Genomic DNA, 24,926 nt, shown 5'->3' on the forward strand with positions numbered 1-24,926 from the left:
AAGAAAGAAAAGAAAAATTTCTGAATATCTACAATTTTTACGACTAATTAACGAACTATGCCAAATCCGTATTTCATAAATACTATTTTAGCGCGATCGCCCGCCAAAAACTGCACAAAGGCTTTGGCGGCAGCGGGATTGCGGCTGTTTTTGATAATTGCTAGGGGATAAACAATGGGTGAGTGCAAGTTTTCTGCCGCTGTTAGTCGCACTGTTACTTTGTCCGATGCTTTGGCATCTGTAGTGTAAACTATACCAGCATCAACGTTACCAGTTTCGACAAATGTCAGCACTTGGCGGACATTATTTCCCAACACTAATTTTGGCTGGAGTTGCGGCCACAACCCAAGTTTAGTTAGCATTTCTTGAGCGTATTTTCCCGCCGGAACACTTTTTGGTTCGCCGATCGCAATTTTCTGAATTTTGGCATCTGTTAACTGTTTAAAATTTGTCAAGACTGCGCCACTTTTAGGACTAATCAAAACCAGGCGATTTGTCAGCAAATTGTGGCGAGTCTGGTTAACAAGCAGATTAGCTTGCTGCAAAGCATCCATTTGTTTAGTGGCGGCGCTGAAAAATACATCTACGGGAGCTCCTTGCTGAATTTGTCGCTCTAGAGCACCGGAAGCACCGAAATTATAAATAATAGTAGTATTGGGATTGCTGCCTTCATAAACAGTCTTGATTTCTGTTAAGGCGGGCGAGAGACTGATGGCGGCGGATACGGTTAAAGACGTGCGCTGCTGCGCTGTAGCTGGGGAAAAACTCTGAAATAAGTTCCACAAATTAATCAGCAGTACCAGCGTCGCGACGGCTACTAGAATCAAGTTGAGAATGCGTTTTCTTTCCATAGGGCTATGTTCTAATTTTGCACAGGGCGATCGAGACTTGGGTATCGCAAAGCAGAGGAGTAAGTTGAGCAATTAATTTGTGTCAACTGAAGACTGAAACCCTTTGTCTCTTTTATTTGTATCGAAGTCTCGATCGCCCTAGCCGCCCTTAATAAGGGGGGTTTTGAATTCTCCGGTTCCCCCTTATTAAGGGCGGCTATGGAGTCTTTTCCAACTCTTCCGCAGGTTTGGTTAAGCATAGCGCACCCTCGGTTTCGCTCCGCCAAACAAATATAATAAAAATGTTGGGTTTAGTTCTTCAACCCAACATACAATTTAAGCCAATTCTAGGTTTGAAAACACGCCCTAGGGGAGAGCGAGATTATTTGTTGGAGATGACTACTAACTACTAACTAATGACTACTGACTACTGACTAATGACTACAATCGCCACTTGACAGAACAACCGATCGCCTCTGTAATGGAAGGCTCTACCGGTTCGTCTTTGAGCAATTGGTCGATCGCACTTTGCAAATAAGAAACCTGCACTGCTGCTGCATCGTCAGCATTGTCGTCAATTAAACCTCTATAGCGCAATCTGCCATCTTTGTCTAACAAAAAAACCTCCGGCGTTTTAGAAGCCCCAAAACTTTGGGCCACATCTTGAGCAACATCTCGGATGTACGGGAAGTTGAGTTGATTGTCTGCCGCAAAAATTTTCATTTTTTCAAAACTGTCGTCTGGATGCTGGTTGCAATCATTAGCATTAATCCCGATTAACGTAACAGCTCTATCGTCAAAATCTGCTTGCAGTTTTTTCAGTCGATCGAGATACAAATGTACGTAAGGGCAATGATTGCACATAAATACTACCCCAATCGCCCGAAATTTTTCTAAATAGCGAGCTAAATGGTGAACTTCTTGGTCAACTCCCGGCAGTTCAAAATCGGGAGCGTAGCCGTTAATTGGAGTACCGGTTGTTTCGATTATTGAACTCATGTTTTCAGGTGGTTAAGGGCAGTATTTGCGAGGGTGAAATATCGAAGACGAGAGCGCCAATAAAATGAGAGCATCTTATTTTTGCTTTTTGAGTTTTGTCTTCACACAGAAAAGCTTTCATCAAGCGAACGGAGACGACCGCACTAAAAAATGCTAGACTACAAAAATGAGATGAACCCTATAAAATTGGCGGTTTTTTTCTTGACTTTAATTCTAGCCTTGGCAAAAGCTTATTTAGACTCGTAATTCGCGATTTATTCCTCGTCTTGCTTTAGCCAACCTCGACTCACAGCTTGATATCCAATAAGCTTGTATGTTAATTTAGCGGCGGTAAATTCTGAGACGACAGAATCTACAACAGGTGCTAATTCCATAATGTCACACCCGATTACTTCGCAGGACTCGAAGACGCGCCGCAAAAATCCGGTGAGCGAATACCAATTTAACCCGCCCGGTTCCGGTGTGCCAACCCCTGGAATTAAAGTCGGATCGATGCCGTCTAAGTCGATCGTCAAAAATACTCGCTTAGTTGTTATGCTAGCAATTGCGCGATCGGCCCAATCCGGTTGAGTAGCAATTTCCCGAGCTCTAATCACATTTAGCTGTTTTGCTTTAATCAAATCTGCTTCCTCCTTGCAGATAGCGCGAATCCCGATTTGCAGTGTCGGCAAGCCCATATCAACAATACGCCGCATCACGCAGGCGTGGTTGTGGATCGAGCCTTCGTATTCGTGCCGCAAGTCGCCGTGGGCATCGATTTGCACGACTGTGAAGGGTTCATCGGGGTATCCTTGGCGGTAGCCTTCGACAATCCCGGCGGTGATGCTGTGTTCGCCTCCGAGAGAGATGACAAATTTCTGTTGGGCAATTAGCTGCTGTACGGTTTCTTGTGTGACTTGCAGCATTTCTGAGGAGGAAACCCGTTGGCTGTTGCGGGTGTCGGCGATCGGCAACGCGGTATATATGCCGACATCGTAGCAAACTTCCGAATCTAGTTCTTCGTCGTAGCACTCCAGTTGATGAGAAGCTTCTAGAAGCTTGGCTGGCCCGTTTTCGCATCCCCGCCGATAGGTGGTGGTGGCTTCGTAGGGAATTGGTAAAATAACTACTTTGGCTGTTTGGTAGTCGGGTACAATTTCGGAACCGAGAAACGGTACGACAGAAGTTGAGATGATTGTTGGCATAGGGAATTTTCAATAAGGCAAAAAATGCAGCATCTTTAATGGTGGCATAATATCGGCTCTAACTGCAAAGGAAGAAGGAAGAGGATTTAACCGCAGAGGGCGCAGAGGGCGCAGAGGGAGGAGGGAAGGAAGGTTTGCGACTTATGTCCTAGTGTTCGCCTCGAATTGCGATACGGTTTGTAGTAAGGACTTTAGTCCTTCCAACTCTTAAATTTTCACTTTTTTACCTATATGACTTCTTCTACCTTAACTGCTCTTGCGCCTCAAACCTGGATGTGGAAAGGTTTTCCGATTTGTTACCAGGCTGCGGGTTCCCAGGGTCGGGCTGTGGTGTTTGTCCACGGTTTCGGAGCGTCTTCGGGCCACTGGCGCCAGAATTTACCGGTGTTGGCTGCTGATTGTCGTTGTTTTGCGATCGATCTTATCGGTTTTGGTGCTTCTGCTAAGCCTGCGCCGAAGCTTGAGATTGATTATACTTTTGAGACTTGGGGACAGTTGATTGCTGATTTTTGTCGGGAAGTTGCGGGCGGGCCGGCTTTTTTGGTGGGAAATTCGATCGGCTGCGTAGCAATTATGCAAGCCGCTGTTGATTTTCCCGATATTGCTTCTGGTGTAATTTTACTCAATTGTTCCCTGCGTTTGCTGCACGATCGCAAACGCGCCGAAATGCCTTGGTATCGCAGTTTTGGAGCGCCAATCGCACAAAAGATTTTAAATGTCAAGTGGATAAGTCAATTATTTTTCAAACAATTAGCAACGCCAAAAACAGTCAAAAAAGTGCTTTTGCAAGCCTATCACCGTCCCGAAGCTGTCACCGATGAACTTGTAGAAATCTTGTTAAAACCAGCGCGAGATAGTGGCGCAGTCGATGTATTTGTAGCTTTTATCAGCTATTCTCAAGGGCCTCTACCGGAGGATTTGTTGCCTCGTTTGAGCTGTCCGGCTTTGATTGTTTGGGGCGCAAATGACCCTTGGGAGCCGATCGCCCTCGGGCGAGAATTGGCAAAGTTTCCGGCTGTTGAAAAGTTTATTCCTTTGGAGGGAGTAGGCCATTGTCCGCAGGATGAAGCGCCGGAATTGGTCAATCCTATTTTACTCGATTGGATTAAAGGGCGATCGGCATTTGCAGAAAATTAGTGCATTTTATTTGTAAAAAAATAGAAGACCCCGATACCCGACTTTATGAATAAGTCGGGACTTAAACAAAAAATCAGTGCTAAGCATGATACAATCCATTAAAGCCAGTTTTGGCTTGGTTTGGGCTTAAAATTTGTTTAAGTCCCGTTAAGAAATTACAGGCTAGTGGAATTGAGGAATCATCAAGGTTACACATATTAGGAGAAGCAGCAAGTAATGACGGATAGTGAACTCCAAGATGATGTCATCAAAACAGATAAGGATACTGCTGAAGAGGATAGTGGTGATAGTGGTGGATTGTATCCTTACGATCCAACTGAAGCAGATATTGATATTAGAGAAGATCCTCAAACTGTTTTTGAGTTATTGAGGAAATATGACAATGGCAGGCTGATTATCGATCCAGATTTTCAACGCAATGTAGTTTGGGAATTAGACAAAAAAAGTAAATTTATTGAATCTGTTATCCTAAATTTCCCCCTTCCTCCCTGGTATTTAAATCAAACAAAAGAGGGAAAACTAATTATTGTAGACGGTCTACAGCGGACTACAGCTTTACATGAATTTGTTAAGAATGAATTTAAATTAAGTGGTTTAGAAGCATTAACTAGGTTGAATGGCTACACCTTTTCAGAACTTAAAGAACTACCAGGTGACTATGAAACAAGGATTGAAGATAAAAAACTTTACATATATCTTATTAAGCCCTCTGTTCCCGTTAAAGTTGTCTATGATATTTTCAATAGAGTTAACACAGGAGGAACTAAACTTGAACGTCAAGAAGTTAGAAACTGTATTTTTTCAGGAAAGTCAACCAAGCTGCTAAAACAGTTATCAGAAAAAGAATATTTTATAAAGGCTATAGACGACGGTGTTTCACCCAAAAGAATGAAGGATAGAGAAGTTATTTTGCGTTACTTGGCTTTTAAACTCTTTGATTATGAAAACGATTATCAAGGTGATATGAGTGATTTTGTAGAAAGAGCTATGAAAAAAATTAATTTAATGGATGATCGAGACATAGATATATTAAAAAATGATTTTGAGCGAGTAATGAATTTAACTTTTGATTTTTTTGGTACTAAAAATTTTCGTTTGCCCTCTGGTCAAAATAGGGGAAGAATAAATATCGCAATTTTTGAATCTGTGTGTTATTTTTTCTCCGCAAGGAGTGATGAGTTTTTACAATCTCACAAGAAGTCTATTCAAGATAACTTTATTAAATTGCTTGAAAATCCAGCATACTTTGACGCTATAAAGTATTCCACGAGTAGCAAATCTAAAGTTATTACCCGCTTTAAACTAGCACAATATATTTTAGGAGACGTATAAAATGCTAACTAAAATAGAGTTAAAAAACTTTAAGTGTTTTAAAGATGAAATACAGTTTCCTTTAACACAGATCAACCTGTTAACAGGCATAAATGGGCGTGGTAAGTCTACTCTTTTACAAGCTTTGCTTTTAATGCGACAATCTATTGAGCATAGTGAAGTGACAACCCAAATTCTGTTGAATGGAAGTTGTGTAAGACTGGGTAATTTTGTTGATGTTAGGAATAGTAGTATCTCAAGAGATGAACCCATTGTACTTAAATATTATTTCCATGAAATTGTTCATCCCAATAAAGTTATTCATAAATGTATGGAATATTTATTAATGGAAAATTTACATGATGATATGGTGGCAGAAATCAGAGAGATCAACTTGTGTAATAAATTTAATTTAGACAATTCTGTTACTACGGTACAGAGAAAGTATTTAAAAAAAGACAATACTAATGAATACTCAACTACTGAGAATGAATCAAAAATATTGGGCGACTGTTCATTAAATAATTTAATACCTAATGATTCTATTTTAATAGAAGATGAGGAATTTCATTTTAATTTCTTAGCTGATTTTTTTAATTTTAGTCATATGCACTACATTTCAGCGGATCGCATTGGTCCACAAGAATTTTATTTCAAGTCCACTTTGAAAAAGTTTCCTAATGTAGGTACAAAAGGCGAATTTACCGTAAATTTGCTTTATAGAAAAGGAAATGATTTAGTTGATGATATGTTGTGCAGAGGAGAAAATGCAAAGACATTATCTAATCAAACAGAAGAATGGCTAAGTTATGTTTTTGAGGGAGCTAAAGTAGAAATATCACAATCAATAAGTAACATTTTAGAACCTTTATTTAATACTAACGCTTCAAAAGATCGTTATAAACCAGCTAATGTTGGCTTTGGATACCATTGCATTTTGCCAATTATTGTTTCAGGATTAATTGCTAGAAAAGGTGAAATATTAATTGTAGAAAACCCAGAAGCGCATTTACACCCAAAAGCGCAATCGCGACTAACTCACTTTCTAGCTAAGGTTAGCAGTTGTGGCGTACAAGTTTTTATTGAATCACATAGCGATCATATTTTAAATGCCTTGCGAATAGCTGTGCTTGATAAAATTATTGACCATGAAAATTTAAATATATTATACTTACAGCTAAATTCAGAGCAACCAGTTGTACAAATTCCTGTTCAACCTAATGGAGGAATTGAAGAATGGCCTAAAGGATTTTTTGACCAAATGGATAAAGATTTTGAACGTCTTTTTGGAATCTAACATGGAAATTTTTATTAATGAAGTATCCCTTGAGGGACAGTATCTTAATGATGTCGAATTCAAACAAGCAGTAATAGCTTTTAAAGCTATTTTTGATTTTATTAATGAAAAAATTAAAGATAAACAGATATATGAGGATAATAAATTATTTGTCAACTATGAAGCGGTAAAAGGCTCTGATTTTAATCAAAGCTTAAATCAAATTAAAGATCAATCACTTAAACTAGCCTTCAAGAATGTTTTATTTAATAAATTAAATCCTAAAGAATGGCGTAAAGAACAAGTACATTCTTCAACAGAGTCGTTTGATTGTTTGATGATTAATGGACAGTACAATGTTGTAAATGATACCTCATTAGCAGAAATAGCTGAGAGAAAATTACAAAACAGTAGTTCAACCTATTTATTAATTAATTTTATCAATTCCAGTTTTAACCTTGTTCATCCACATATTACTAATTGTTGCTTAATTACTATCGTTAAAAATAATGATGAAGTAAATTGTATAGAATTAGATGGTCTTGATAATAAATCTGCGCTTGAAGATTGGCTAGAACATACATTTAATTTAAGCTGTTCAGTATATGATGAACTCTCTAATGACCCTCCCAGAGATGAGCAAACTATACTAAGAGATAAACAAAGATTTGAAAAAACTTCATCCAGGTATGATGGCAGAGCTATCTACCGCGAAGTAGCTACAGACCGATATTGGTATGTAGATAATTTACATTTCGGGAAATCCGCTCACTTAGAAGTGTTTAATAAAGATAAATCTCATGTTGGAGAAGCTGATATAAAAGGCAAGATTGATGAGTGTAAACAAGATAAAAAAAAACTATTAGACATTGCTAGTCGCAGAAAGAAAAAAGAAGAAGAGACCTTAATTGACCTTGACGACTAAGTTTGAGCCTATTTTCAAGATAACTTTTGTCTAAGTCCCGCTATGGCATTTTCCTTCTTCCTTGTGCTAGTAGAATCCCTACTACAGCCAAAGCGTTAAAGTGAACAAAAAAACCAGTCTCAAATTTAATGACTTCCCCAATTTCTCCCGATCGCCGTTTTTTAAAATATCGAATTGCCCTGCTCATCAGTATAATCGTGATTATCCCTTTAGGTTACGCAGTGAGATTTTCTCGCGGCCCTGCACCGGAATGGTTCAACGACTTTTTTGGAAGCATAGCCTATGAGGTATTTTGGATTTTGCTGGTAGTTCTGATCTTGCCGCGATTTTCGCAAATTAGGGCGGCTGTAGCTGTGTGTCTAGCTACCTGCGGAGTAGAGTTTCTCCAACTGTGGACACCTCCGTTTTTACAAGCAATGCGAGCTACTTTACCCGGAAGGCTAATTTTGGGAAATCACTTTACTTGGTCAGATTTTATCTCTTATTTTGTGGGGAGTTTTTTAGGTTGGTTGTGGGTGCGATGGCTTCATTCTACTTGCTTCCGCTTGTAAGTTGTACTGCATTTAAATTGTATATTTCCATGACCACAGCGAAAGTCAAATGCTCTCCCCATCAGCTCCTCTAACACCACAGACAATCTAGATGCACAAAAGCTTAATGATATGGTTGCGGTTGTTTTGACTTTAACTCAGCGATCGGGTTAACTTAGAATTGAGAGTTTTTAGGAGTTGAAGTGGGAGCTATATTTCCGCGATCTCGCCACAGCAACAACGGAATGCTTAACGTTCCTAAAATCATCACAACTCCTGTCAGAATCCAAACAAGTACAGGATTTGGGCGATAATCACCTCGCTCGATTTGCCAGAAAACTCGATTGTAACGCCATGCTGCTAAGGCTATGACCCCAATTCCAAAAACAACCAAACTCAGTCCTAAATTTTCGGAGTTGAAGAAGGGAGGGGAGGAAACTTCTTGCTTAGTCACTGTAGCTTGAAATTGACTCAGAAATAAACTGAACCGAGCGATTGCAAACCCAAAACCAATTAAAGCGAGTGAAGTTCGCAACCATGCAAGAAATGTGCGTTCATTTGCCTGATGTTCCCGCTGTCGGTCTATTTTAGCACCCTTGTTCATCCACCCTACCTTTATAAAATATCTTAAAGTTTCCCTCGTTGATTATTGTGTCAGTTCTGGTTGCGGAGGGAAGTATCGGTATTGCGATCGCGATTCGTCGTCACCAAGAGATATAGTATCAGTAAATCGACAAAAAAGCGATCGGAGCCATCTCTATAAACAAAAAAAACAGGACACAGCACTGCTGTGTCCTACAAATACTGAATTTGAAACCCTGTTTAAACTCACATCTTGCACCATTCGTGTGGAATCTCTTAAAAACCGGGTTTCTGAACGAGAGATATAGGTTGTGATGCGGTTTTTGCGGTCAGAAACCCGGTTTTTGCCACAGGTTAAACATTTCAGTTTAAAAAGACTTAAACCCGCGGTCATACTGAGTTTTTTTGTCCAACCAATCCTTACCCAATCTGATTGTCACATCCGACTGTAAAGAACCCGTACTCTCAACCAGCACATCTCCAAAACCCAAAGACTGGCGAATTGCTTGGGCACCTTTAATATCGCCGTCTTGAGCGACAATCGTGGTCTCTTCGAGCGGTTCTGGCCAATCTTTATAAACCTGGACATTCCGATAGCCGGCGCGAGTTAGAGTATTGACAAAATCTTCAACAGCCGATCGATCGCCCGTACTGTCTTGAACCGCTACCTTCAGAAAAGTCGCATCAGCATTCTCGATGGTCCAAGTATTTTGGCCGAAGTCAAAATGCTCTGCCACCAGAGTTTCGATGCCATTTTGGTCTGGCAACCAAAAACTGGCTTTATAGTCCTTTGGATCGCTGAATTTGCCCGGAACCATCAACATTTGGACGCTAGCGCGATCGGTTTTAGTAGCAAAACCAGCCAAAGCCACCAATTCCTCAATACTCAAATTTGTATCGAGGTGAGACTGAATCACCGACAAAACCTTCGGCAGTCGAGACAGCAAACCTACATTTACTTTCTGTTCCACAAAAGCCCGCATCAACAATTGTTGCCGCTGCACCCGCCCGATATCGCCCAAATCGTCGTGCCTGTAAAGCAAATATTGTACGATTTGTTCGCCGTTGAGAGTCTGCGTGCCAGCCTTTAAATCTATATATAAATGCTGGCTTTCATCGGTATATTTCATGTCTTTAGGCACATTAATAGTAATGCCACCCAGTGCATCTACCAAGCTTTTGATGCCTTGAATATTGACCGTGACATAGCGGTCAATTCCCACGCCTCCCAGGAGTCCGCTGACTGACTTAGCTGACGAAGCCGGACCGCCGTAATAATTAGCTTCATTGATTTTTACGGTACCCCTACCTTCAACATAGGTGCGGGTGTCTCGCGGAATGGAAAGTACGCTTAACTTTTTATTTTGAGGGTCGAACCTAACCAACAGCATGGTATCGGTTAACCCCTTGAAAGAGTTTTGCCAGACATCGTATCCCTGTTCCTTGTCGGGACTGCCGTCGAGGTCTGAACTCAGAACCTTAAGTCCTAAAACTAAAATATTAACTGGGCGAGTCAACTCCGGCATCTTCATGTTGAGTTTTGCCATGTCGCCTTGAGAAAACACCGCCGCTTCTTCGGCCGTCAATTTTTGTTGCTGAAGCGGCGTTGTGGAAAGGGAGACGGCTAGCAGCGCTCCGGCTGTGGCTGAGAGCATGGCTACTCCTGCCAAACCAAAACCAAAACCCAGCCAGCGGCCTCGATGCGGCTGGTGCGATTTTTTGGTTGAAGGTTGAGCGGTTAATTCTTCGATAGGGTCTTGATTAGGAGTTTTTTGAGCTGGCACTGGCTTCCTCACACACAACAAAAATAAAAAAGATCGCGACAATATGTAGTATCAACCTGAAGACCGAATCAATCAATACGGTAAGGGTTCAAAAGCACTCTAAATTACGATAAATGTTTGCCTAGCACTTGCTCGGCTACACGGCTAATTCCGGGCAACCATAGCGGTTGACGTTTCCAGAGACGAACCATCAGTCCCAGACAAACTATAAAATAACTGGTTGTCAGCAGGCTACTCATTAATAACATGGTAAGTGCCGGAGTTTCCGCAGAAATCGCGCCGGCTTCTAAAAGAATATGTCCTAAAAGCCAACTAATAGCAAGGGCAATTGCCAAGCGGCTGACGGCTTTGTGTTCGGGGCTGCCCTGACGGCGGTAAAGAGTCCACAGCGCGGGGAAAAAGCCGATGACTGGGATAGTTAATATAAACAGACTTGCACGATCGAGTTCAGGATTGTCTGAGGGATGTGTATTTTTCATAATTGGCCGTCAAAATTTGTAGCAGCAGGTGTAGTTTTACACAAAAGTTATTGGTTAGGCACAAAATTTAGATCGCAGACCAAAATTCGCAGCAGGGCAGGTTTTGCACAAAACTTGTGTGTCAGAGGCAAAATTTTTCGCGGAGGACGATCGCCCGCGAGCAACTTTTCGACCTGGAGAGCCGTAGTTTGATAAACTGGATACAGCACCGCAGACAGGAGACACAGACTTAGCCATGACCAAATCTCAAAAACCGATCGTTATTTCTCCATCAATATTATCAGCCGATTTTAGCCGTCTCGGAGAAGAGATTCAAGCTGTCGATCGAGCCGGGGCTGACTGGATTCACGTAGATGTGATGGACGGTCGCTTTGTTCCTAATATTACTATCGGGCCGATGATTGTCGAAGCAATTCGTCCGGTTACTACCAAGATAATCGATGTCCACCTGATGATTGTGGAGCCGGAGAAGTACGTTGAAGACTTTGCTAAGGCCGGTGCTGACATTATTTCGGTTCACGCCGAGCACAATGCTTCGCCTCACTTGCACCGCACTCTCGGTCAAATTCGGGAATTGGGCAAGCAGGCTGGTGTGGTGCTGAATCCTTCGACACCCCTAGAGTTGATCGAACACGTGCTGGACCTTTGCGATTTGGTGCTGATTATGAGCGTCAACCCGGGCTTTGGCGGTCAAAGTTTTATCCCGACTATGTTGCCAAAAATTCGCCAGTTGCGCCAAATGTGCGATGAGAGAGGCCTCGATCCTTGGATTGAGGTGGATGGCGGTTTGAAGACGAACAATACTTGGCAGGTTCTGGAAGCGGGCGCAAATGCGATCGTCGCCGGTTCTGCTGTATTTAAGGCGAAGGATTACGCAGGCGCGATCGAAGGTATCCGCCACAGCAAGCGCCCGACTCCAGAGTTGGCTGCTGTTTAGTTGAAAATGCGATCGCGTCCGTCAAGTTACCAATAGACTTCTCCTCTCAAAGCGGATTTTGAACGAGCAGGATGCCTGTTTCACGATAATTATGGGAGATGTCTAACAAAAAAAGTGGTTTGCAGTCAGGACGAACAGTCACTATTAAAAAATGGAAGAGCAAATTCTTCCATTTTTTTGTGGGCGATCGAGATCGTATCCTGTCGGCTCGAACGATCGCAATCAGATGAATTTGTAGTGAGGAATGCAAGTCCTTATAATCCAAGGACTTGCATTCCGATGCTGCGAACCTTTTTTATGATGGTAATCGATCAAACTTGATATCAGGCTGTTTTACGATCGCACCCGCAACGTCAGGCGCACTGTATCCCCAATAAAGTGAGGAATGCGCCAGCTAAACAGCCATTTTTTAATTGTTTTGAGCAACTCCACATCTGCCACAGTCGAAGCATCAGCATCCACGACTATTCGGCTGGCGCGCACCTTATCGAAAACAATTTCTAACACCAATTCGCCGTTGATACCGGGCGGGACAGTCAGAGTTTCCAAGTGTTCGTTTAAACTGTCGATCGCCTCTTCATCCAACCCCGTAACGCTAACAACTTCTACGGGTGATGTGCTGCGCGGGCGCGCCGACGGTGCGATCTGGGCGCTGGGGGCGCTGGCTCGTGCGGGCAATGGATACATCTGCTGAGGTGGGCGACTAAATGAGATGCCGCGTTCTTGTTTTTGTTCCATCCAGTCTGTGTGGCCACCAAATACACCCTGATATTCCACAGCTTCCGGCATTTCTACTGGCACATTCATCGCGATCGATTCCGCACCCGGTTCGACGCGCACCTCATCGCTGACAGCCACAAAAGCCGTGTACTGCGACAGAAGCTGATAGGTTAGCGCCGTTTCTGTCACTGTTTCCACCCCCACCTTGGTTTCGTACTGCAGCATTTGATTCATCAAATCTTTGATGCGGTGCCGCCCCCAAAGCTGGGCAACTGCCGGATTTCCAGCAGTTTCGGTAAAGTTCATTTCGTAGGTTTGGATGTACTGGTGTCCGCCTGCACTAACCCCTTTTATCTGAAGTTTTCCAGCTTGGCGATCGCCCTTTTTTCCAAATAAAACCAGCGGTTGTTCGGCAAACAAATCCGGCGCTACTGAGGGATAAATTACCGGACTTTCGCCCTCTCCCTGCCAAGTAATTTCTAGATTTATTAACACCGGATTGTTGATTTGCCGGAAGAACTTTTCCACAAATTTATTAACTGGTTCGTCGTGGGTGACAATCCGGGAAAACCCCCGTCCAATTTCGGCAATGCGATCGAGCAAAAAACGATTGACGGAACTCCCCGCACCAAAACTGTACAGGCGATTCCCCGGTTTGAGATGCTGCTGTACTTCGGCGAAAATCTCGTTTTCGTTGCCGATGTAACCGTCGCTAAGCAATACCACAGTCCGCAAGCGCCCGGATGGTGCGGGAAAATCGATCGCAGCCCGAATGCCGCCCAACATTTCCGTACCACCGTTAGCGTGGAGTTTGTTAATATATGCGATCGCCTGTTGCCGATTCTCCGCTGTATTTGGCAGGGGTTGTTGCGATAGTTGCCGCACGGCGTTGGAAAAATCCAAAATCGAGAAAGTATCCGGCGGATTCAGCCCGTCAATAAATTGCCGCAACAATGCCTGACATTGCTGCAAAGGCGCACCGGATTGCGAACCAGAAGTATCGACTAAAAAAACGACATCTTTCGGAACAATTTCATCGGTTTTATACTCGATCGCCGGAATTAAATAAACTGCAAAATGTCCGCCGCGATCGTCCGATTCAGTTAATACCGTCGATTGGGTTTCTTGACCAGAAATTTGATAGCGAACAATCAAATCTTTGTTGGGAATTGTATCTGTATTTCCCAACTGAACGCGCACCTTCAGCCCATTCTTTTGCTCGCTGTTTGGGGAAGTTTGGGGAGAGTCGAAATATTCAATTTGCAGTTGGTGGGATGGAGAATTGACATTGCGAATCGGTACGCCCGCCTCAATTTCCAGCGTCACGCCGATATCCTGTCCCGATCGCCTTCCCGGCGGCAAAATCGGGGCATTCAGCCGCGACGCATCGGGAACAATATCCGTAGACGAATTAACTGTCATTGGGGCTGGGGCACTACCGCCGGCTGCCGTTTCATCCAGCGGCGTACCGGGAATATATCGCGGCCCGACAACCATCGGAAACACAAATTCGTAATCGCCAGCTAGAAATTTCAAGCTGTCTGTATAGCGAATCACAACCTCGATTTCTTCTCCCGGTTTGATGTTGGCGAGGGATTGGGTGAAAATATTATCTCGCTCTTGTTCCAACAAACCCGCTGTCCGCCCTTCTTGTTTGGCTTGTTGGTAAATTCGTTGGGCTTCTTCGCGTTTTTTGATGCTGCCTTTAATAGTGTTACTGCCGATTTTAATTTCCATCTCATCAACCGCTGCTTCGGCCGGTAGCGGAAAAATATAGACGGCTTCCAGCGGCTTGGTGAAAGGATTTTCAAATTTTTGCGAGACTTCAACTCGCGATAGATTTCCGGCTATTTTGGCTCTGACTTCTGTATGTTTCAGGGGAAAAACGAGTTGTTTTCCTTCGGGGGAACGCACGTACAATCCACTGGTGCGATCGGTGGTTGGAGATGTCAAGGTAGTCATGAGGTTGTTCCTGCATCACTGATATATAGCGGTTATCAAAAAAGTGAGGTGTGTCCTATGCCCTATGCCCGATCCCGGATAGTACCTCATCTTTCCGAGAAAGGCTATATTATAACATCATACAAAAAGTAATGCTCAGTTGCGATCGACTTAAACTGCCAGTCATTCGATTTTAGATTTTAGATTTTAGATTACTCGTTACCAGGCTCTGCCTGGTAACGCAGATAGGCGAGGCTCTGCCTCAATTTTCGCGAGGCTCTTCAAGAGTGACATCGATTCCTAGGCTCTTAGCCTCTTAACCAGTTATTGAAAATGATTTAGGATTGCTATAATTCCCATTTGCCAAATTCAATCGCAGCGTTTCTGCAAACTCCGGTTGCACTTTTTTGCGATGTAGAGGAGACGGCAATGCCCTGTCCCTACTGAGATTAATTGTAGGGACACCGCAGGTGCAGTGTCCTGATTTCGGGTAATATTAATTCCGATGCAACCGGAAATGAGATCGATTATTTCGAGACATTCGCGAGAATGCTTTCCATCTCAGAAAGCTCGACAGCCCCGGAGAAAGTTTGGCCGTTCATGATAAAGAACGGAGTGCCTTCAATGCCAAGTTGTTTAGCCAGTTGCACGTCTTTGGCAATAGCCGTTTCAGCGGCGGGGCTGTTGCGATCGGTGTTGAACTTATCTAATTTTAGATTGAGCTTTTGGGCGATCGATCCGTAAAATTCTTCCCCTAAGTCTTTCTGCCCTTCAAACAAAGCGCTATAATATTCCCAGAATTTGCCCTGCTGCCCGGCCGCCCAAGCTGCTTTAGCCGCTGGCAGCGCTTGAGGGTGAATTGAAGTCAAAGGAAAATGTTTGTAGGCTAAAGTAACTTTGTCCTGGTGTTTTGCCATAAACTGCTTGACTGTATCGTGAGCCTTCGCGCAAAACGGACATTGAAAGTCAGAGAATTCTAGAAGTACAATCTGCTGCGAAGCTGCACCCGTGGTGGGAGAATCCCCGATCGAAGATTTGGGATTAGTTTTCATAGCCTGCAAAAAAGAGTCCTGCGCTGCTTTGAGGGACTGCTGCTGCTGTTGCTGGTACGCTTGTACCGAATCTACAATTGCTTGGGGGTTTTCGCGGATCACCTGCAAGACTTGCTCTTTAAACTTGGGATCTACTGAATTGTCAGCCGCTGACTGGGCGGGGGAACAACCGATAAATACCAGGCAACCTGCCAGCAGTGCAGCGAAGCAGAAGGCTCGCTGGCTGCGGACTTTTCGCCAAATAGTGGATAAGTTCATCTTTTTTTTTCTAATTCAAGGCAACACTTAATCCTACATTCAATTTTGCGGAGTGTCAGGTGTACCGCCGTTGATGCCTGTGCAGCTATTTTTAAATTTGAGCAATAATTTAGTAATTGGCGATCGGTAATTCGCCCTGCGGTAATTGCCAATAGTTTTTACTTACCCGGACAGCTCAGCTCCCAATAATTAAGACTTAAATCGTCGTCGGGATTTAGTATAATATTATCTGCCGTCAAACAACGGCAATCAAAAAGGTTTGTAGTTAGGACTTCAGTCCTCATAAAACTTTCAGGACTTCAGTCCTCATAAAACTTTGAGGACTTCAGTCCTCACGATCAAACCCAATTACCCAAAAAGGTTTGATCGTGAGGACTGAAGTCCTTTGTCTACTATTTGCGACTGTTGAGCCATTTAGCAGCAACTATTCCCAAAATACCAGCAACCACTGGATTGCCCAAAAACTTCATCAAACTAGGCTGTTCTGCTAACACTTCTCGGAAAATATCCGGGTGATTGTGATAGGTAAACGAGGCCAGTTTGGTAACATCGTCAGCATTCATGCGACTGGCGTGGTGGGTAGAAAGTCCTAGTTGCTTTTCCAACTGGCGATCTTTCAATCCTCTCTTGTCCAACTGCTTCAAGAACTCCCGTGCCACGTCGTCCCGTTCGTTTGGCTTGATTTGGGCGATCGCCTTTTGCAATTCCGGTTCCAACTGCGCCGGCGGCAGGGAGTCGTGATTCAGAGAATGACCAAATAATTTTTTGCGCTGATCCGGAGAAGTTCTCTGAGCAAAATCGTCAAAATTTTCGTACTCTTCACCGGTTGTCTCCGGCATCATTTCTTTATCGCCCTTTGCCAAATCGCTCATGATTTGACTTTTGTAATTATCGCTGATACTCATGGTAATTCTTTTCCAATCTACACAACATTTCCGTCTCAAATTTAAATTCTTTGACCTGCCAAAAACTGCGGTATCTTAAACCGCTGCGCGGCTCTGACTTAAGCTTTCTAACCAGGTCAAGACTTGTATTCAATTTGATTTGATTGCTGGTCGTACTTAGCGGTCAAAATCAGTTTTTTGTCAGGAGCGTAAACCAAAACACTTACATCCTGGTTTGGAAAATTGCGGTGAAAACCTTGGGCTAAAGATTTCGCCAAATCTTTAACTTCTTTAGGGTTCACTTGCGGGGTAATTACAACTCCCAGTTTGTTATTGTCGCGCACGTAAGCATCCTGAACCAGACCCTTAGCCGTCTTTGTAACCCATTGACCAAAATCTTGACCTGCGGCGGTATTGCCCCGTTCTAGTTGCGCGTAATAACCCTGACTGCCGCCAATTGCTACAGGTACATTAGTAGGTTGTTGGGCGGAAACGCTGGGGGCGCAGGCAGTAGTAATCGCCAGCATAAAAACCAATAGTATGCCGGCAATTATTTTTCGACTCTGGTGTAATAAACTCACTTTTTTTCCTCCGTTCTCAATACATTTTGAATATTTGAGAGGGTCAGGTTTCTAGACCCTCTCAATTGGTATTAGGCTCAGTCTAATTTCTTTTTGATCTCATCTTTGACATCTTCGACCGCGTGGCCTGCTTGAGCTTGTGCCTGCTTGGCTTTGCCTTCAGCTTTATCCTTCGGGTCGCCAGTAACATTGCCTAGGGCTTCTTGGGCAGCACCTTCGATGTTTTTGCCAGTTGCCTTTGCTCTATCTTCAATGCTCATTGGTTTCTCCTTATTTGTATCGAGTTTTACATTCTCGACTTAAACTAATCATAGGGAACCAGCAACCCGGTTGCACTCTACCTGTAGGAATAAAGTCTGGCGTACTCGCAGTGTACGAAATGTAACGGATTTAAGGTAGAGCGGGAATAGGGAATAGGGAATAGGGAATAGGGAATAGGGAATAAGGAATAGTTATTTTTGAGTCTAGAATAAACTGCGAATTTCAGGGGAACCGTTTTTTTACCTAAATTGCTAGCTGCAACAAATGAAGTGTTTCGCTGACCAAAAATCGGTGTACGACCACTCGTGCAGGACTGTATTTTTTAAATCAAAATAAATTTAACTCGATAAGTTTATCTTGACTTTTGACTTTTTATTTTCATCCGTTACCTCGCGGACATTCCTGGTGGCAGAATTTGCTGATTTTTTCAAAAAGCGGGTGCGGGTAAGACCGTATCTTACTCGCACCCTCAAAAAAATGGTATTAGTTTTAATCTGGTTGATCGTGACATTCTACATCTATTTTGTGCTGAAGTTCTTCTTTTAACTGTTCGACAGCGCGCATAGTTTCAGCCTTTTCTTGTTTCTGCTGACCGAGAGCTTTTTCTGTTTCCTCGCCGAGCAGTTTTTCTCTTGATTTCGGTAGCGTGACTTGAGTGTCGCTGACTGTGTTCGTGGCGTTTGGCTGAGTATTCATTGTTTTCACCCAATTATTTGCAAATTTTATTTTTAACAAGGGTACTTAAGACTTAACCTTAGATAGATCGTAAGAGCAATCACGGAGACGTGAATCTGCCTGAAGGGAGATTAGGGTTGGGAATAGCTTTTAGTTTTTATTTATGAGTTCGATCGCCAGTGAAATTGCGGAGAATTGAATCTGCTGGAAGGGAGATTGGGGTTGGGGAATAGCGAGTGGGTGAAATTGCTGATCGATTGGCACGCAGGGAGGTATTGAGCTTATCCTCACGGATAAATCGGGGGGATTTTGCTGGGGGGAAGTGGAGCTATTGTTCAGTTGTTAGTTGTTAAAGCTCGCTCCTGCTGACGGTTAAAATCAACAGGGTGCTGTAATTCCGAAGTTTTGTGGCGATCGCGCCAAGTAATCTGCTAAACCAGAGTTAGCCTTGAGGCTAACTTCGCGCAGCAGCGAACAAAAATTTCTGTTGTTAGTAAAAAGTGTCTAAAACCCTATGGGAGCAAGCAGCATTAACCCTCAGCAAGCAGCCCGCCCGATTCGAGCGCCGATCGAAATCGGCATCTTGCATTCGTTGACAGGTACGATGTCGATCAGCGAAATTTCTGTCAAAGACGCGACGCTGTTGGCTGTTGAGGAAATTAACGAGGCCGGAGGAGTGCTCGGACGCCCCTTGGAAGTGGTTATAGAAGATGGAGCCAGCGATTTGCAGACTTTTGCTCAAAAAGCTAAGCAGTTGCTCCAAGAAGCGCAGGTGGCTGTGGTATTTGGCTGTTGGACTTCGGCGAGCCGGAAAGCTGTACTACCGGCTTTTGAGCAATATGGCGGGTTGCTGTTTTATCCGGTGCAGTATGAAGGGCTAGAACAGAGTCCGAATATTTTTTATACTGGTGCTGCGCCGAACCAACAGATGGTGCCTGGGGTGAATTACTTGCTGGCTCAGGGGAAGCGGAAAATTTTTCTGTTGGGTTCGGATTATATTTTTCCCAGAACGGCAAATAGGATTGTGAAAGCTCAACTGGCGGCACTCGGGGGAGAGTTGGCGGGGGAAGTGTATCTGCCGCTGGGTTCGATGGAAGTGGATGAGGCGATCGCCGATATTTTAGCAGTGAAACCGGATGCGATTCTCAATACTCTCAACGGCGATAGCAATGTGGCTTTTTTTCAAAAGCTGAGGGAAAGTGGCTTGAACCCAGAGGATTTGCCGGTGATGTCGGCGAGCATAGCAGAAGAGGAAGTGCGGGCGATCGGGCCGTCCAATATTGCCGGACATTTGGTGGTTTGGAACTATTTTCAAACGGTGGATACACCGGAAAATCGGAAATTTGTTAAGGCTTATAAAGCTAGATACGGGGAAAACCGAGTCACGGACGATCCGATCGAAGCGGCTTATTTTGGCGTTTATCTGTGGAAGCAAGCAGTAGAAAAAGCTGGTTCGACAGATGCGGTGAAAGTCAGGGCGGCTGCTAAAAATATGGAGTTGGCTGCGCCTTCGGGCAAGGTAAAAATAGATGCCGAAACGCAGCATACCTGGAAAACTGTTCGGATTGGTAAGGTAAGGTCGGACGGTCAAATTGAGGAGATTTGGAATTCGGGTGCACCGGTGCGGCCAGATCCTTTTCTTAAAAGCTATCCTTGGGCGGCGGCACTTGCTCCGAGGCGGATTTCTGTGGGAACTCGAGCTTCTTTGATCGGGCTGTTTGTGATCTTGGTACTGATAACTTGGATGGCGGCGGGTGTCGGGTGGATTGGGACTGCGGAGATGAAGAACTATTTGCTGGCAATCGAGGCTGCTTCGGCTCCGGCGGCGGGGGTTTCTGAGGCGGCAATGGCGGTGCTGGTGGAGCAAACTCTGTTTGTGGCGAGCCGCACTCAGCACTGGCTGCTGGGGGCTTTGGTTTTGAGTTCGATCGCGGGGATAGTGGCTTGTGTGTCGGTGTCGGCGATTATTCGGAATCTGGGCTTGCTCCGGGAAACTGCCCAACTGATGGCGAGCGGTGATTTGACGGCTCGATCGCCTGTGCTGTCTAATGATGCGATCGGGGTGCTCTCTTCTACTCTCAATACAATGGCTCAGCAAATTAGCAGTTTGCTCAAAGGTTTGGAGGTGCGGCAGAGGCAGCTAGAGGAACGATCGCGCGAATTGGAAGTTGCTAAGAACGCTGCGGAAGCTGCCAACCGGGCCAAAAGCACATTTTTGGCAAATATGACTCACGAGTTGCGGACTCCCCTGAATGCGATTATCGGCTACAGCGAGCTGCTGCAAGAAGAAGCTGAGGAACTGGGCGAAGCAGATTTTGTGATGGATTTGGCAAGCATTAATATCGCCGGCAAGCAGTTGCTCAGTATTATTAGCGACATCCTGGATATTTCTAAAATTGAAGCCGGAAAGATGACTCTTTTCCTGGAGACTTTCGATGTGTCGAATTTGCTCGAGCAGGTGGTGACTACAGTTCAACCACTGGTGGGGAAAAATGGCAATACTTTGAGGGTGAATTGCGATCGCCATATTGGCACGATTTACTCTGATTCCTCGAAGCTGCGGCAAGCGCTGTTGAATTTGGCGAGCAATGCTGCTAAGTTTACCGATCGAGGGAAAATTATGATTAATGTTTGGAAGGAAGAAGGGGAAGTTTTGCCGGATGACAATTCCGAGGGACTCTCGAAGGCGAACTCTGGGTGTCCAAATCCTGCGATCGTGTTTCAAGTCACCGATACTGGCATCGGGATGACTGAGGAGCAGTTGTCGAGGCTGTTCGGGGCTTTTTCTCAAGCGGATGATTCTACTACCCGCAGGTACGGCGGTACCGGTTTGGGGCTGACAATTAGCCGGAAGTTTTGCCAGATGATGGGCGGGGACATTACGGTGGAGAGCAAATTTGAATGCGGCTCTACTTTTACGATCCGGTTGCCGGTGGCGGTTAAAAGCCAGAAAGAAGCTGAGGGCGATGGCGATTTGTCGGAAACGGCGAAGCAATTGCCGCAACCGCAACCGCTGCAACTGCCCTATGCTGCTACTGTGCTGGTGATTGACGACGATCCGGACTCGCGGGATTTAATCACTCGTTGCTTGTCGAAACAGGGATTTCAGGTGCGCTCGTCGGCTAGCGGTGAAGCGGGGCTTCAGTTGGCTAAGGATTTGCTACCGGATGCGATTACTCTGGACGTGATGATGCCGAGTATGGACGGCTGGGCGGTGCTTTCTGCCTTGAAAGCCGATCGGGATTTGGCCGATATTCCAGTAATTATGTTGACTTTTTTGGACGACAAAACTCAGGGTTTGGAATTGGGAGCGGCGGAGTATTTAAGGAAGCCTTTGGATTACAAGCACTTTGCTGCTTTGTTGAGTAAATATCAGCGTTCCGAGAAGTTAGTTGACTGTTGACGGTTAACTGTTAACTGTTAACTGTTGACTGTTGTTATTTCTTATTTGTTACCTGCTACTAATAAGCAATAACCATAGCACTTCTTGGTTTAATGAGGTACGTGTGGTAATTAATAATTGATAGTGGCGTACTTCACTTACTTTAGAACCGCTAAGCTGTTGCGGCATTTAAATTGCATATCAAAAAAAATTAGACAATGAGTGGGTTGTCCCGCCCGCCCTGAATATACAATTTAATTGTGCGACAGCTTATTACAACTAATAACTACTGCTAACAGTCAACTGACAACAGTCAACAGTCAACAGTCAACTGACTAATTAATCTAAGAAACCCATTAAGGTCGAGCTATCGTCAATTTCATTTGAAGCAATGGGGCGGTTTCCTCCCATTGTGGAGTAAACTTCGTCAATGTGCAGAGTCCCTACTCCAATTGGGCGCGCACCGGACATACTGAACATTTCGCTGACTTGCATGGCGCTGGAGCCGATCGGGCGTCTCCCAATTGTAGCAACTACTTCCAAGTCGCTGGATTCCACCGGGCGATTGCCTACAATGCCGTAGGTTTCGCTGACGTGCAGGCTACTCGTGCCGATCGGGCGGTTCCCCGAAATCGAGACTGTATCGCTGATCGTAAAATCGTCTGGGCCGACGGGGCGGTTGTCATGCATGAGTTGCGGTCGATACAGTTGGATGCCGGCAGATTTGGCTTCATCGGCTTTTTTGTCTTGAAGGCTCAACGACATTAGTTGAGATGCCTTGGGATTCTGATTTGCGGCGCCTTGGCCTTTGGAACTGGCTTTGCCGCGACGCCCGCTAGCTTTGGCCGTATCTTTTGGGGTGAGACTCATAATTTTTTCCTCGCTAATTTTTGAACTTTTGATTGCTGGATTCGGAAAACTGCTTTTCGGGGCTTTCTACTTTACTCTTTCGGCCGATTATTAAAATAATATTATAAATTATAACTATTTTCTTAACGAAATTGGATCGTGTCTGCATTTTTGTTAAGATTTATAGGTAATAGCTACATTTTCCTATGGTAACTGCGGCATCATCTTTTCAATTGCAAGCGCCATTCAAGCCCACAGGCGACCAACCGCTAGCGATCGAGCAACTCGTCAAAGGCATCCAAGCGGGCGATCGATTTCAAACCTTACTCGGCGCGACAGGTACGGGCAAAACCTTCTCCATTGCCTCGGTTATTGAAAAAATCGGCAGACCCACCTTAGTTTTAGCACACAACAAAACCCTGGCGGCTCAACTGTGCAACGAACTACGAAATTTTTTCCCGAACAATGCAGTCGAATACTTTGTCAGTTATTACGACTACTACCAACCTGAAGCCTACATCGCCGTTAGCGATACTTTTATTGAAAAAACCGCAGCAATTAACGATGAGATAGATATGCTGCGACACTCGGCGACGCGATCGCTCTTTGAACGCCGCGACGTAATTGTAGTAGCTTCCATTAGCTGCATCTACGGTTTGGGAATGCCCGCCGAATACCTAAAAGCTGCTATCCCTTTGCAAGTAGGAATGGAAGTCAACCAGCGGCAAGTTTTGCGAGATTTAGTCAACGTCCAATACAGCCGCAACGACATCGATTTAGGCAGAGGCAAATTTCGAGTCAAAGGCGATGTTGTAGAAATCGGCCCGGCCTACGAAGATAGAATAATTCGCGTCGAATTCTTCGGCGACCAAATCGATGCCATTCGCTACGTTGACCCCGTAACTGGTAAAATTATGGCCAGTACCACCGCTTTAAATATTTATCCAGCCCGCCACTTTGTGACGGCAGATGATAAATTAGAAGCTGCTTGTCAAGGAATAGAACTAGAATTAGAAGACCGATTAATAGAATTTGAAAAAGAGGGAAAACTCTTAGAAGCTCAGCGGATAGAACAGCGCACCCGCTACGATTTGGAAATGCTGCGCGAGGTAGGTTACTGCAACGGAGTTGAGAATTATTCGCGGCATTTAGCAGGTAGAAATGCCGGGGAACCCCCAGAATGTTTGATTGATTATTTCCCGAAAGATTGGATGTTGGTAATAGATGAATCCCATGTTACTGTCCCGCAAATTCGGGGGATGTACAACGGCGATCAAGCGCGGAAAAAAGTGTTGATAGAACACGGTTTTAGGTTGCCCAGTGCTGCCGATAACCGCCCTTTGAAAGCTGAGGAATTCTGGGCAAAAGAGAACCAGTGCATTTTTGTTTCTGCTACGCCTGGGGATTGGGAAATGGAACTATCGGAAGGCAGAGTTGCGGAGCAAGTAATTCGCCCTACGGGAGTAATCGATCCGACTATTTTTGTGCGCCCGACGGAAGGACAAATTGATGATTTGTTGGGGGAAATTAAGGAGAGAGTCAGTCGGGACGAGCGAGTTTTGGTGACGACTTTGACAAAGCGGATGGCGGAAGATTTAACCGAATATTTGCAGGAAAGGGGAATTAGAGTGCGGTATTTGCACTCGGAAATTCAGTCAATTCAACGCATCGAAATTATCCAAGATTTGCAGGATGGTAAGTTTGATGTGTTGATTGGTGTTAACTTGCTGCGGGAAGGTTTGGATTTGCCGGAAGTGTCGCTGGTGGTGATTTTGGATGCGGATAAGGAGGGGTTTTTGCGATCGGGACGTTCGTTGATTCAAACGATTGGAAGGGCGGCGCGCCACGTGCAGGGACAGGCTATTTTGTATGCGGATAATTTGACTGATAGTATGGTTAAGGCGATCGACGAAACGGATCGCCGCCGGGGAATTCAGCTAGCGTACAATAAGATGCACGGGATTACGCCACAGCCGATCGCGAAAAAGCGATCTGCTAACGCGATTTTGGCATTTTTGGACGTGTCGCGCAAGCTGAATTCTCAGCAGTTAGAGGAGGTTTACGAACAGGTTGATGAGTTATCTTTGGATGAGATTCCTGGGTTGATTAAGCGCTTGGAAGCGCAGATGAAGGAGGCGGCGAAGAAGTTGGAGTTTGAGGAGGCGGGTAAATTGCGCGATCGGATTAAGCATTTGCGGGATAAGCTATTGGGACATTAAACCCGGCGGTTGAAAGAGACTGTTGGCGAATGTCTGAGGGGTTTTACCCCTCAGACATCGCCACGCTAAATAGGCAGAATGATTGTGTAATCACGCACCATATTAAATAATTTATTATGACTCTTCACCC

At 44.6% G+C, this 24,926-nt stretch carries 21 protein-coding genes; 8 read left to right on the top strand and 13 right to left on the bottom strand.

Annotated features, from left to right (window positions below):
• Positions 1-47: 47 nt before the first annotated feature.
• The 3 genes from modA to speB form a co-directional block, all read right to left on the bottom strand.
• Entirely contained in the window at positions 48-851 is an 804-nt protein-coding gene (gene modA / locus IQ270_RS07705; protein WP_193972645.1) for a molybdate ABC transporter substrate-binding protein, read from the bottom strand.
• Between the two features lie 420 nt (positions 852-1,271).
• Positions 1,272-1,829, bottom strand: a complete 558-nt coding sequence (locus tag IQ270_RS07710) for a thioredoxin family protein (protein ID WP_193972646.1) — start codon at positions 1,827-1,829, stop codon at positions 1,272-1,274.
• A 254-nt stretch (positions 1,830-2,083) separates the two neighbouring features.
• The gene (gene speB / locus IQ270_RS07715; protein ID WP_193972647.1) at positions 2,084-3,013 is read right to left on the bottom strand and encodes an agmatinase; all 930 of its coding nucleotides are present in this window, start codon (positions 3,011-3,013) and stop codon (positions 2,084-2,086) included.
• A gap of 231 nt (positions 3,014-3,244) precedes the next feature.
• Here speB and IQ270_RS07720 point away from each other — a divergent pair, with 231 nt between their 5' ends.
• The 5 genes from IQ270_RS07720 to IQ270_RS07740 all read left to right on the top strand — a co-directional run bounded on the left by IQ270_RS07720 (position 3,245) and on the right by IQ270_RS07740 (position 8,213).
• Entirely contained in the window at positions 3,245-4,150 is a 906-nt protein-coding gene (locus tag IQ270_RS07720) for an alpha/beta fold hydrolase (protein ID WP_193972648.1), read from the top strand.
• 216 nt (positions 4,151-4,366) lie between these two features.
• Positions 4,367-5,482: a DUF262 domain-containing protein gene (locus IQ270_RS07725; protein ID WP_193972649.1), complete on the top strand. Its 1,116-nt coding sequence runs from the start codon at positions 4,367-4,369 to the stop codon at positions 5,480-5,482.
• A 1-nt stretch (position 5,483) separates the two neighbouring features.
• Entirely contained in the window at positions 5,484-6,758 is a 1,275-nt protein-coding gene (locus IQ270_RS07730; protein WP_193972650.1) for a DUF3696 domain-containing protein, read from the top strand.
• A gap of 1 nt (position 6,759) precedes the next feature.
• Positions 6,760-7,662 (top strand): hypothetical protein, encoded by a 903-nt coding sequence (locus tag IQ270_RS30790; RefSeq protein ID WP_228056148.1) that lies wholly within the window; start codon positions 6,760-6,762, stop codon positions 7,660-7,662.
• Between the two features lie 128 nt (positions 7,663-7,790).
• Positions 7,791-8,213, top strand: a complete 423-nt coding sequence (locus tag IQ270_RS07740; RefSeq protein ID WP_193972651.1) for a DUF2809 domain-containing protein — start codon at positions 7,791-7,793, stop codon at positions 8,211-8,213.
• Positions 8,214-8,367: 154 nt separating this feature from the next.
• On the opposite strand, the gene IQ270_RS07745 is transcribed toward IQ270_RS07740, so the two are convergent.
• The 3 genes from IQ270_RS07745 to IQ270_RS07755 all read right to left on the bottom strand — a co-directional run bounded on the left by IQ270_RS07745 (position 8,368) and on the right by IQ270_RS07755 (position 11,037).
• Positions 8,368-8,796, bottom strand: coding sequence for a YidH family protein (locus IQ270_RS07745; RefSeq protein ID WP_193972652.1), 429 nt, complete (start codon positions 8,794-8,796; stop codon positions 8,368-8,370).
• A gap of 346 nt (positions 8,797-9,142) precedes the next feature.
• Positions 9,143-10,558 (bottom strand): LCP family protein, encoded by a 1,416-nt coding sequence (locus tag IQ270_RS07750; protein ID WP_193972653.1) that lies wholly within the window; start codon positions 10,556-10,558, stop codon positions 9,143-9,145.
• 104 nt (positions 10,559-10,662) lie between these two features.
• Positions 10,663-11,037, bottom strand: a complete 375-nt coding sequence (locus IQ270_RS07755) for a hypothetical protein (RefSeq protein ID WP_193972654.1) — start codon at positions 11,035-11,037, stop codon at positions 10,663-10,665.
• 235 nt (positions 11,038-11,272) lie between these two features.
• Here IQ270_RS07755 and rpe point away from each other — a divergent pair, with 235 nt between their 5' ends.
• Complete coding sequence (gene rpe / locus IQ270_RS07760; RefSeq protein ID WP_193972655.1) at positions 11,273-11,974, top strand: ribulose-phosphate 3-epimerase; 702 nt, start codon at positions 11,273-11,275, stop codon at positions 11,972-11,974.
• 333 nt (positions 11,975-12,307) lie between these two features.
• On the opposite strand, the gene IQ270_RS07765 is transcribed toward rpe, so the two are convergent.
• The 6 genes from IQ270_RS07765 to IQ270_RS07790 all read right to left on the bottom strand — a co-directional run bounded on the left by IQ270_RS07765 (position 12,308) and on the right by IQ270_RS07790 (position 18,367).
• Positions 12,308-14,656 (bottom strand): VIT domain-containing protein, encoded by a 2,349-nt coding sequence (locus tag IQ270_RS07765; protein ID WP_193972656.1) that lies wholly within the window; start codon positions 14,654-14,656, stop codon positions 12,308-12,310.
• A gap of 506 nt (positions 14,657-15,162) precedes the next feature.
• Positions 15,163-15,945, bottom strand: coding sequence for a DsbA family protein (locus IQ270_RS07770; protein WP_193972657.1), 783 nt, complete (start codon positions 15,943-15,945; stop codon positions 15,163-15,165).
• A gap of 392 nt (positions 15,946-16,337) precedes the next feature.
• Complete coding sequence (locus IQ270_RS07775; RefSeq protein WP_193972658.1) at positions 16,338-16,850, bottom strand: hypothetical protein; 513 nt, start codon at positions 16,848-16,850, stop codon at positions 16,338-16,340.
• Positions 16,851-16,966: 116 nt separating this feature from the next.
• Positions 16,967-17,410, bottom strand: coding sequence for a hypothetical protein (locus IQ270_RS07780; RefSeq protein WP_193972659.1), 444 nt, complete (start codon positions 17,408-17,410; stop codon positions 16,967-16,969).
• Positions 17,411-17,487: 77 nt separating this feature from the next.
• Positions 17,488-17,670, bottom strand: a complete 183-nt coding sequence (locus IQ270_RS07785; RefSeq protein WP_193972660.1) for a CsbD family protein — start codon at positions 17,668-17,670, stop codon at positions 17,488-17,490.
• Positions 17,671-18,160: 490 nt separating this feature from the next.
• A complete protein-coding gene (locus IQ270_RS07790; protein ID WP_193972661.1) occupies positions 18,161-18,367 on the bottom strand; it encodes a hypothetical protein in 207 nt (68 codons plus the stop codon).
• A gap of 493 nt (positions 18,368-18,860) precedes the next feature.
• On the opposite strand from IQ270_RS07790, the gene urtA reads away from it, so the two are divergent.
• Positions 18,861-21,749, top strand: coding sequence for an urea ABC transporter substrate-binding protein (gene urtA, locus IQ270_RS07795; protein ID WP_193972662.1), 2,889 nt, complete (start codon positions 18,861-18,863; stop codon positions 21,747-21,749).
• Positions 21,750-22,067: 318 nt separating this feature from the next.
• Here the strand turns inward: urtA and IQ270_RS07800 are convergent, their stop codons facing one another.
• Positions 22,068-22,598 carry a hypothetical protein gene (locus IQ270_RS07800; RefSeq protein ID WP_193972663.1) on the bottom strand — a complete coding sequence of 177 codons (531 nt, stop codon included), beginning with the start codon at positions 22,596-22,598 and terminating at the stop codon, positions 22,068-22,070.
• A 185-nt stretch (positions 22,599-22,783) separates the two neighbouring features.
• Here IQ270_RS07800 and uvrB point away from each other — a divergent pair, with 185 nt between their 5' ends.
• Positions 22,784-24,796 (top strand): excinuclease ABC subunit UvrB, encoded by a 2,013-nt coding sequence (gene uvrB / locus IQ270_RS07805; RefSeq protein ID WP_193972664.1) that lies wholly within the window; start codon positions 22,784-22,786, stop codon positions 24,794-24,796.
• Positions 24,797-24,926 lie beyond the last annotated feature (130 nt).

The organism is Microcoleus sp. LEGE 07076, assembly GCF_015207455.1.
In the GTDB taxonomy this organism is placed as follows: Bacteria; Cyanobacteriota; Cyanobacteriia; order Cyanobacteriales; family Microcoleaceae; genus Microcoleus.

Bases quoted from the DNA above. Each gene is read 5' to 3' on its own strand.
- modA (WP_193972645.1), bottom strand. From the start codon at position 851: ATGGAAAGAAAACGCATTCTCAACTTGATTCTAGTAGCCGTCGCGACG.
- IQ270_RS07710 (WP_193972646.1), bottom strand. From the start codon at position 1,829: ATGAGTTCAATAATCGAAACAACCGGTACTCCAATTAACGGCTACGCT.
- speB (WP_193972647.1), bottom strand. From the start codon at position 3,013: ATGCCAACAATCATCTCAACTTCTGTCGTACCGTTTCTCGGTTCCGAA.
- IQ270_RS07720 (WP_193972648.1), top strand. From the start codon at position 3,245: ATGACTTCTTCTACCTTAACTGCTCTTGCGCCTCAAACCTGGATGTGG.
- IQ270_RS07725 (WP_193972649.1), top strand. From the start codon at position 4,367: ATGACGGATAGTGAACTCCAAGATGATGTCATCAAAACAGATAAGGAT.
- IQ270_RS07730 (WP_193972650.1), top strand. From the start codon at position 5,484: ATGCTAACTAAAATAGAGTTAAAAAACTTTAAGTGTTTTAAAGATGAA.
- IQ270_RS30790 (WP_228056148.1), top strand. From the start codon at position 6,760: ATGGAAATTTTTATTAATGAAGTATCCCTTGAGGGACAGTATCTTAAT.
- IQ270_RS07740 (WP_193972651.1), top strand. From the start codon at position 7,791: ATGACTTCCCCAATTTCTCCCGATCGCCGTTTTTTAAAATATCGAATT.
- IQ270_RS07745 (WP_193972652.1), bottom strand. From the start codon at position 8,796: ATGAACAAGGGTGCTAAAATAGACCGACAGCGGGAACATCAGGCAAAT.
- IQ270_RS07755 (WP_193972654.1), bottom strand. From the start codon at position 11,037: ATGAAAAATACACATCCCTCAGACAATCCTGAACTCGATCGTGCAAGT.
- rpe (WP_193972655.1), top strand. From the start codon at position 11,273: ATGACCAAATCTCAAAAACCGATCGTTATTTCTCCATCAATATTATCA.
- IQ270_RS07765 (WP_193972656.1), bottom strand. From the start codon at position 14,656: ATGACTACCTTGACATCTCCAACCACCGATCGCACCAGTGGATTGTAC.
- IQ270_RS07770 (WP_193972657.1), bottom strand. From the start codon at position 15,945: ATGAACTTATCCACTATTTGGCGAAAAGTCCGCAGCCAGCGAGCCTTC.
- IQ270_RS07775 (WP_193972658.1), bottom strand. From the start codon at position 16,850: ATGAGTATCAGCGATAATTACAAAAGTCAAATCATGAGCGATTTGGCA.
- IQ270_RS07785 (WP_193972660.1), bottom strand. From the start codon at position 17,670: ATGAGCATTGAAGATAGAGCAAAGGCAACTGGCAAAAACATCGAAGGT.
- IQ270_RS07790 (WP_193972661.1), bottom strand. From the start codon at position 18,367: ATGAATACTCAGCCAAACGCCACGAACACAGTCAGCGACACTCAAGTC.
- urtA (WP_193972662.1), top strand. From the start codon at position 18,861: ATGGGAGCAAGCAGCATTAACCCTCAGCAAGCAGCCCGCCCGATTCGA.
- IQ270_RS07800 (WP_193972663.1), bottom strand. From the start codon at position 22,598: ATGAGTCTCACCCCAAAAGATACGGCCAAAGCTAGCGGGCGTCGCGGC.
- uvrB (WP_193972664.1), top strand. From the start codon at position 22,784: ATGGTAACTGCGGCATCATCTTTTCAATTGCAAGCGCCATTCAAGCCC.